Source organism: Desulfovibrio sp. 1214_IL3152 (assembly GCF_036763055.1).
Classification (GTDB): domain Bacteria; phylum Desulfobacterota; class Desulfovibrionia; order Desulfovibrionales; family Desulfovibrionaceae; genus Desulfovibrio.
Genome location: NZ_JBAIYW010000263.1, coordinates 1 through 1,206, shown reverse-complemented (window position 1 = coordinate 1,206; position 1,206 = coordinate 1). Strand labels below are relative to the sequence as shown.

2 protein-coding genes are annotated in these 1,206 nt (G+C 58.8%); one reads left to right on the top strand and one right to left on the bottom strand.

The annotated features are described in order from the left end of the window. Positions 1-489 (top strand): SAM-dependent methyltransferase (locus tag V6C07_RS05540; RefSeq protein WP_333535364.1); only part of this gene is annotated, 489 nt, incomplete at its 5' end. A 278-nt stretch (positions 490-767) separates the two neighbouring features. Here V6C07_RS05540 and V6C07_RS05535 read toward each other — a convergent pair. After that, positions 768-1,112, bottom strand: coding sequence for a hypothetical protein (locus tag V6C07_RS05535; protein WP_333535363.1), 345 nt, complete (start codon positions 1,110-1,112; stop codon positions 768-770). Positions 1,113-1,206: the final 94 nt, after the last annotated feature.

Genomic DNA, 1,206 nt, shown 5'->3' with positions numbered 1-1,206 from the left:
CGCGTATACGCCGTGGACGTGGGCCGCAATCAGTTGCACGAGAAACTGCGGGGCGACGCGCGCGTCGTCAACCTTGAAGGCGTGAACCTGCGCCATGCAGAGGCCGGGCTTATCCCCGAACCGGTGGACATGGTGGTGGCCGACGTTTCTTTCATATCCCTCACCCTTGTGCTTCCAGCCTGCATGACCTGGCTCAGGACCGGGGGCCTTGTGGCCACGCTTATCAAGCCGCAGTTTGAGCTGGGACCCGGCGAAACAGTCAAGGGAGTGGTGCGGGACGAAGAAGCCCGGCAGAGAGCCGTGGACAAGATACTGGCATTCAGCCGCGCAAGTCTGGGCCTGAACTGCCGTGGCGTGCTGCCCGCGGCCATCAAGGGCCCCAAGGGCAATCAGGAATATATGGCGCTTTTCGAACGCGGCAACGCCACAGCGGCAGACGGCAACGCGCCCTCAAGCCCTCACGGAGCAGCGCACCCATTTCATCCGTGAACGGCCTAGAGCAGATTAACTTTGAAAATATACATTTTCAAAGTTTAAAACACGCTCGCTTCGGCGTTTAACCGCGCAAATAAATTGCGCTTACGCCTTCGCGGCGGGCGTCTGCTCGCGCAGCCGCCAGAGCAATTTCAAAGTGAAATTGCTCTAGAGCATTTAACACTTGAAATGCTTGCTTACGGCAGGCAAAAGCCTGCCTGCTCGCATTTCGTGGCAAGGATTTTCAGGAAAATCCTTGCAGAGCAGTTGACTCGTTTCATTCGCAAACTGCTCTAATGGCCGGAATAGTCCAGCACGTTGTTCAGCGAGGCGCTGCTGCTTTTGATGCGCCCCGCCTCAAAAACATGGCGGGTCAGACGCCAGCCTTCCAAGTCCAGCACGTCCAGCTTGCCCTTGTGCTCCGGCTTCAGGCCGTGCGCCAGCGCCTCCAGCGTTTCCTCCACAGGAAAATACGCGCCCTCGAAGGAAAAGCGCGCCATGTCCCCGTCCATCTCGATGACCGGAATATCTGTTTCGTCAGGCAGGGCATCCGCACAGGCGCGGGCCAGAGCATCATAAAATTCCCGGTCCACAGGGTAGATATGCCCATACACTTTGAGCAGGGGGTCGCGGCTCACGCTGTTATTTCCTTTTTTCAAGGCCGCCGGGCAGCGGCGCATCTGGCTGTTGCGGCCCGGGCAGCACTTCCGGGCTTGCCGCAGGCATGTCCTC